General features: G+C 67.5%; 8 protein-coding genes. 6 read left to right on the plus strand and 2 right to left on the minus strand.

What is annotated here, in order from left to right:
• Positions 1–29 precede the first annotated feature (29 nt).
• On the plus strand, positions 30–362 hold the full coding sequence (locus E3T55_RS17005) for a DUF4229 domain-containing protein (protein ID WP_134520739.1): 333 nt from the start codon (positions 30–32) through the stop codon (positions 360–362).
• A gap of 209 nt (positions 363–571) precedes the next feature.
• Here E3T55_RS17005 and E3T55_RS17010 read toward each other — a convergent pair whose 3' ends face one another.
• Together E3T55_RS17010 and E3T55_RS17015 are read right to left on the minus strand one after the other, a co-directional pair.
• A complete protein-coding gene (locus tag E3T55_RS17010; protein ID WP_420898016.1) occupies positions 572–1594 on the minus strand; it encodes a 1,4-dihydroxy-2-naphthoate polyprenyltransferase in 1023 nt (340 codons plus the stop codon).
• 53 nt (positions 1595–1647) lie between these two features.
• Positions 1648–2805 carry an AMP-binding protein gene (locus tag E3T55_RS17015; RefSeq protein ID WP_166791820.1) on the minus strand — a complete coding sequence of 386 codons (1158 nt, stop codon included), beginning with the start codon at positions 2803–2805 and terminating at the stop codon, positions 1648–1650.
• A gap of 314 nt (positions 2806–3119) precedes the next feature.
• Here E3T55_RS17015 and E3T55_RS17020 point away from each other — a divergent pair, with 314 nt between their 5' ends.
• From E3T55_RS17020 to E3T55_RS17040, 5 genes are all read left to right on the plus strand, one after another.
• Positions 3120–3338, plus strand: a complete 219-nt coding sequence (locus E3T55_RS17020; RefSeq protein ID WP_134520740.1) for a hypothetical protein — start codon at positions 3120–3122, stop codon at positions 3336–3338.
• Entirely contained in the window at positions 3335–4390 is a 1056-nt protein-coding gene (locus E3T55_RS17025) for a sigma-70 family RNA polymerase sigma factor (RefSeq protein WP_134520741.1), read from the plus strand. Before E3T55_RS17020 ends, E3T55_RS17025 begins: the two co-directional genes overlap by 4 nt.
• Positions 4391–4475: 85 nt before the next feature.
• Positions 4476–4820, plus strand: coding sequence for a DUF7882 family protein (locus E3T55_RS17030; protein ID WP_134520742.1), 345 nt, complete (start codon positions 4476–4478; stop codon positions 4818–4820).
• Positions 4817–5086: a hypothetical protein gene (locus tag E3T55_RS17035; RefSeq protein WP_134520743.1), complete on the plus strand. Its 270-nt coding sequence runs from the start codon at positions 4817–4819 to the stop codon at positions 5084–5086. Before E3T55_RS17030 ends, E3T55_RS17035 begins: the two co-directional genes overlap by 4 nt.
• A gap of 94 nt (positions 5087–5180) precedes the next feature.
• Complete coding sequence (locus E3T55_RS17040) at positions 5181–6155, plus strand: o-succinylbenzoate synthase (protein WP_174775486.1); 975 nt, start codon at positions 5181–5183, stop codon at positions 6153–6155.
• The last annotated feature ends 64 nt before the right edge of the window (positions 6156–6219 follow it).

The raw sequence follows: 6219 nt of genomic DNA on the forward strand, positions 1-6219 counted from the left end.
TGCCCAGTTGAGCGCCTTAAACTAACCGCATGAAGACTGTTCCCGTGTGGGTGTATTACTCGGTGCTCCGAGTGCTGTTGTTTGTGATTCCGCTGGTCGTGCTGCTTGCCCTGCGCCTCGAACCGTGGCTCGCCGCTCTGCTCGCCGCGATTATCGGGCTCTGCGTCTCCTATCTGCTGCTGCGCCGGCCCCGCGAGGGTCTCGCCCGCGACCTGTACGAAGCCCGTCACCGCGACAAGCCCCTCGTCAACGTCGATGCCGAGACCGAAGACGCGGCCATCCAGCGCGCCGAAGCGGCCGAGCTCGCCGCGAAAACCGAGCCGGTCGTGCGCCACGACGGCCCGACCCCGCCCCACCTCTGACCCCGCCCCACCTCTGACCCCGCCCCACCTCTGACCCCGCCCCACCTCTGGCGGGCCGTCGCATCCGTTGCCGTGGCTAAATCAGGAAGAACGAGGCATTCGCGGCGACAGGGAACGGTTTCGACCGGTTTTCGCCTGGATTTCCTGATTTCGCCACCGCACCGGCCGCGAGTAAGGCGGAAACACGGCGACGGATGCTGCCGGGTCGGTCAGAGCGCGAAGGCCAGCCCCAGCAGCACGCCATAGCCGAGCCCCGCGAAGCTCGTGAGCTTGAGCGCCAGAATCAGCTCGCCCGCCGTGCGCCCGGTCACCGTGATGAGACAGGCCGGCAGCGCGAGCAACAGCACGAAGAACGTGAAGAAGGCCAGCGGGTAGAAGAGCGAGAAGAACCCGACGGTGAGGAACGGCGCGAGCAGGAAGACGCAGAACACGGCGCGGCCGGCGGTGCTGCCGATCAGCACGGCGAGCGTGCGCTTGCCGGAGGCCTTGTCGGGCACGATGTCGCGCAGGTTGTTGACCATGAGCACCGCACAGGCGATGAAGCCGATGCTGATGGCGGCGAGCCAGCTCTCGAGGTTCACGGTTCCGGCCTGCACGTAAGTTGTGCCGAGCGTGGCGACGAGTCCGAAGAACACGAAGACGAACAGTTCGCCGAGGCCGAGATAGCCGTAGGGCCGTTTGCCGCCGGTGTAGAGCCAGGCCGCGGCGATCGCGACCGCGCCGACCAGCAGCAGCCACCACTGCTGGGTCGCGATGACCAGCAGCAGGCCCGCGACGGCGGCGAGACCGAAGAACGACAGCGCCACGATCAGCACGGTGCGCGGGGCGGCCGCGCCGCTTCCGGTCAGCCGCGCCGGGCCGACCCGGTTGTTGTCGGTGCCGCGAATGCCGTCTGAATAGTCGTTGGCGTAGTTGACGCCGATCTGCAGGCAGAAGGCCACGATCAGTGCAAGGAGCGCCCTCACCCAGTGAAACTGTCCCGCGCCGGTCGCGACGATCGCCGCGCCGGTGCCGAGAAAGACGGGGGCGATCGCGAGCGGCAGCGTGCGCAGCCGGGCGCCGGAGACCCAGTCGGCGGCGGTCGCGGGTTTCACCGCGGCCGGGCCGCGCCGGGCGGGGCCGTTGCGTTTAGCCGGGTTGCCCGAAGCTCCGTGCGTCTTCTTCTTCGCACCGGTCTTCGAGCCGGATGTCGTCTGTTGTTGGGGCCTGTTCGGCCGCGCTCCCTGTGCCACGCCCTCCAGCGTACCGGCCGCGAGGTCGTCGCCGGCCGGGGACACTCTGGCCGTTAGCGGGGCAGCGGGGCGGCCGCAAGCATCCGCAGGGCCTGGCGATCGGGCTTGCCCGAGTGCAGCAGCGGAATGCTCGGTACCGTGATCACGCGCGCGGGGCGTGCTGCGCGCCCCAGGGCGGATGCCACAGCCGGCGCCACCGAGGCGAGGTCGCCGTCGGCCGCGGGGCCGGCATCCGGTCTGATGACCACCGGAACCTGCCCCCACTGGGCATCATCGGCCGCGACGACGAGGGCGGCGGCGAATCCGGCAACTCCCTGCACGACCCGTTCCACGGCATCCAGCGAGACCTTCTCGCCACCCGAGATGATCACGTTGTCGGCGCGCCCGAGCACCCGCACCAGGCCGCGCTCGTCGATCTCACCCAGGTCTCCGGTGCGATACCAGCGCACCCCGTGCTCGATGATGAACCGATCTGCCGTGCGATCCGGGTCGTGCAGGTAGCCCTCAGCGAGCACCGATCCCGAGATTTCGAGCTCGCCGTCGACGACCCGCACAACCGTATTGCCGATCGGTACTCCGTTATAGACGCAGCCTCCGGCGGACTCGGACGAGCCATAGGTGCGCACGACGTTCACGTTGAGGTCCTCCGCCCGGCGCAGCAGTGCCGGCGCGATCGCCTGCCCTCCGACCAAAATCGCCGTGAATCGTCGCAGCACGGCCACGACCCGCGGATTGTCGGGTACCGCATCGAGCAGCCGCGCCAGCTGTACCGGCACGAGTGAGGTGTACCGCAGTGGTTCGACCAGCCGTTCCGCATACTCGGTGAAGACGAGCGGGTCGAAGTGCCCGGGCGGCAGCAGCACCGGGGTGGTGTCGGCCGCGATCGACCGCACGAGCACCTGCACGCCAGCGACGTAGTGGCCCGGCAGGGCCAGCAGCCACTGGCCGGGGCCGCCCAGCAGGGCTGCGGATGCCGCGGCGCTGCTCAGCAGCGCATCGCGGCTGATCATGACCTGCTTGGGTACACCCGTGGATCCGGAGGTCTCGATGACGACCGCGACCGGCTTGGGCACGGAGCGGCCACCCGGAGCGGGAACGGGCACGGCTGCCGGCAGCGGCAGAATCGCGTCACCGCTCGCCGTCAGCGCCTGGCGAATCTCGGCGAGGAGTTCAGCGGGGTTCTCGGCCGAGACGGATCGGAGGTCTCTCATCGCGGGTCTCTCATCGCGGGTCTCTCATCGGGTGCCAGACACCAAAACGGTCATCTTGACAGCCTAGTTGAGGCCGGATGCGGCGGGCCATTCGGGCGCGATACGTACTGATTTACCGGGTTAAACGCACCAAGTCAACCCCTTGAAGGGGGGCGGCTGCGAGATGTCTACTTGGGAATTGGAAACGACGGGAGGTAGTCATGAAGATACGTGACAAGGGGGATAGTACCCTCCGCGAATCAACTCCACGTGAAGCCAGTGTGACCGCGGTGTTGATCGGTACGGGGTTGTCCGATGCGGGGTTGTCCGGTGCGATGAAGACGAACCTGGGGCTCACCGAACTCTCCCCCACCGAATGGCGCGTGGTCGATGCGCTGCGACCCTACGATGATGCGTCCCGGGTGCTCGGCTTCATCCAGCGCGTCGGCGAGGCCTACGAGGTCACGAGCCTGATTCACCTGCGAGAGCGCAGCTACTATTCCTCGTTCGAACGCGCCGCGGCGAGCCTCGACCCGCGATCGGTACTCGCATGACTCGCACGATTCAGGCAGCGGTCAGCGCCCGCCCGCCCGAAGCGGCCGAGCTTTCGTCTCTCGTCGCGACCGCGGCGGTGGCGGTGGCGGCTCCTGCTCCCGCCGGTCGTGCGCGAGGTGCGGCCGCCAGCATCGCGCCCGCTGCCAGGTACAGTCGGGCCTCGACGGATGCCTTCGGCGACTACCTGAGGCGCATCGGCAAGGGTCCCCTGCTCAACGCCGAAGAAGAGGTCGATCTGGCCCGGCGCATCGAGGTCGGCCTGCTCGCCGAAGCTCGACTGTTGCACGAGACCCCGGATCCGAGCGAGCAGCGCGAGCTGAACTGGCTCATGCACGACGGCCGTCGCGCCAAGAACCACTTCATCGAAGCGAACCTGCGTCTCGTCGTGAGCATCGCCAAGCACTACTCGGGGCGTGGGGTGCCGATCATGGACCTCGTACAAGACGGCAACATGGGGCTCGTGCGCGCGGTCGAAAAGTACGATTTCATGACGGGGTATAAGTTCTCCACCTACGCGACCTGGTGGATCCGTCAGGCCATTCACCGCGGCATGGCCGACAAGTCCCGCATGATTCGCATTCCCGTGCACACCGCCGAGAAACTCAACAAGATCAAGCGCATTCGGCGAGACCTCACCAGCACCCTCGACCGGGAACCCACCGCCCGGGAGCTGTCCGACGCCGCCCAAATCCCCACTCGCGATGTGCTGCGGCTGCTGCAGTACGACAATGAACCGATCTCTCTGCACACTCCGGTCGGTGACGGCGTCGGCGATATGGCCGAGCTCATCATCGACGATGACTTGCCCCAGCCCGACGAATACGCGACGCTCGCACTGCGGGCCGCGGACATCCGCTTCTTTCTCAATGCCCTGCCGGTGCGCGAACGCACGATTTTGCGCGCTCGGTTCGGACTCGACGGTGACGAGCCCCGCACTCTCGATCAGATTGCGCATATCGAAGGGGTCACCCGCGAGCGCGTGCGTCAGATCGAGAAGCGTGCGCTCGCGCTGCTGCAGGTGCCGCGCCTCGAACATTACCTTCGGGATTGAATGACTTCAGCTTGCCCAAGATTTTCGGGGACCCGAGACAAATTCAGGTTAGTGTCACACCAACCGAAACCTTGGAGTGGTGGATATGGGAAAACTGACCTACGACTCGTCCCTGACCGCCGACTTCGACGACCGCATCCTGGCTCACATTCAGGTGGTTATCGGAGCAAAACTGCGCCGCGGTGAATCGTTCTACTTCAACTGGCGTGACGACCCCCAATCCGGCGACGGCCGCAGCACCATCTGGCTGCACCCGAGTATCCCGATCGCGTACAAGTACTTCGGCAGCCGGCAGCCGAGCCTCAACCGGGAGTGGATCGAGGCGCTGATGGTCACCGCGAATTCTTCGGGGGGCCTGCAGGTCGTTCCGGAGCCTCGCGGCACCGGCAACAACCATTCATCCCCATCCTCGAGCAGGGACGACTCGTGAACAGAATCGATATTGTCTATGGCGGCAAACCGTACTCCCTCGGCGGCCGCAGCATCACGTCGATTCAGGACGAAATCGGTGCAGCGATCGCCGCGGGTGTTCCGTACTGGATCAAGGTCAACAGCGGCGAAGGCCGCTACGAGGATGCCTACCTGCTGATCGCCCCCGGAATTCCGCTCGCGATGGTCAACGTCAAGCCCAACGGTGACGGCACCGCCGCCGACGAAGCGGACGCCGCCGCCGATTTCAAGCGCGAGATGCTCTGACGGCACGTTGGCCCCCGTGTCGGCCGACGCCGGCCCGCTGCGCACGCTGGCACACCGGGCTCTCTGGCAGACTGGGGTCATGCTCACCTCACTGATGACGCCGTCGCTCTCGGACCTGCTCGATTCCGCACACGTCGTCTCCCTCCCCCTCGTCACCCGCTTTCGCGGCATCGACCACCGCGAAGCACTGCTGCTTCCCGGCCCGGCCGGTTGGACCGAATTCTCGCCCTTCGTGGAGTACGACGACGCCGAGGCCGTCACCTGGCTGCGCGCAGCCATCGACTTCGGCTGGAACCAGACCCCGACTCTGCTGCGCACGAGCCTCGCCGTGAACGCGACGGTGCCCGCCGTCGACGCCGCCCTGGTGCCCGACATTCTCGCCCGCTTCCCCGGCTGCCGCACCGCGAAGGTCAAGGTGGCCAGCGCCGACCAGACCCTCGCAGACGACGTCGCCCGCGTGCGCATGGTGCGCAGCGTGCTCGGCCCGGAAGGGCGCATCCGCGTCGACGCCAATGGTCTCTGGAACATGGACGAGGCCGAGCACGCCCTGCACGCCCTCGCTGAGTTCGACCTCGAATACGTCGAGCAGCCCTGCATGAGCGTCGACGAACTCATTGAACTGCGTGGCCGCAGCGCCTACATGGACGTTCCGATCGCCGCCGATGAGAGCGTGCGTAAAGCGGATGACCCGCTGCTGGTCGCCCGCGCCGGTGCGGCCGACATTCTGGTCCTGAAGGCCCAGCCGCTCGGCGGCATCCACGCTGCCCTCGCGATCATCGCCCAGACCGGCCTGCCCGTGGTCGTCTCGAGCGCACTCGACACCTCGATCGGGCTGTCGATGGGCGCCCATCTCGCGGCCGCGATCCCGGAGCTGCCGTATGACTGCGGCCTCGGTACCGCGTCGCTGCTCGCCGCCGACGTGACCCACTCCCCGCTGCTGCCGGTCGACGGTGCGATCGAGGTGCGCCGCGTCAGCCCGGATGCCGACCTGCTCGAGCTGCACGCGGCATCCGCCGAACGCCGCGACTGGTGGCTCGCCCGCCTCGAACGCTGCTACGCCCTGCTCTAACCCCGCCCCGCGCCCCGCCCGCCCCCCTGCGCCCCGCGCCCCGCGCCCCGCCCCGCCCCGCCCC

It is taken from the genome of Cryobacterium frigoriphilum (assembly GCF_004403305.1).
Classification (GTDB): domain Bacteria; phylum Actinomycetota; class Actinomycetes; order Actinomycetales; family Microbacteriaceae; genus Cryobacterium; species Cryobacterium frigoriphilum.

What these genes read in the sequence shown, in the direction of transcription:
- E3T55_RS17015 (WP_166791820.1), bottom strand. Translation starts at nt 2,805, where the DNA reads ATGAGAGACCTCCGATCCGTCTCGGCCGAGAACCCCGCTGAACTCCTC.
- E3T55_RS17005 (WP_134520739.1), top strand. Translation starts at nt 30, where the DNA reads ATGAAGACTGTTCCCGTGTGGGTGTATTACTCGGTGCTCCGAGTGCTG.
- E3T55_RS17025 (WP_134520741.1), top strand. Translation starts at nt 3,335, where the DNA reads ATGACTCGCACGATTCAGGCAGCGGTCAGCGCCCGCCCGCCCGAAGCG.
- E3T55_RS17040 (WP_174775486.1), top strand. Translation starts at nt 5,181, where the DNA reads ATGACGCCGTCGCTCTCGGACCTGCTCGATTCCGCACACGTCGTCTCC.
- E3T55_RS17020 (WP_134520740.1), top strand. Translation starts at nt 3,120, where the DNA reads ATGAAGACGAACCTGGGGCTCACCGAACTCTCCCCCACCGAATGGCGC.
- E3T55_RS17030 (WP_134520742.1), top strand. Translation starts at nt 4,476, where the DNA reads ATGGGAAAACTGACCTACGACTCGTCCCTGACCGCCGACTTCGACGAC.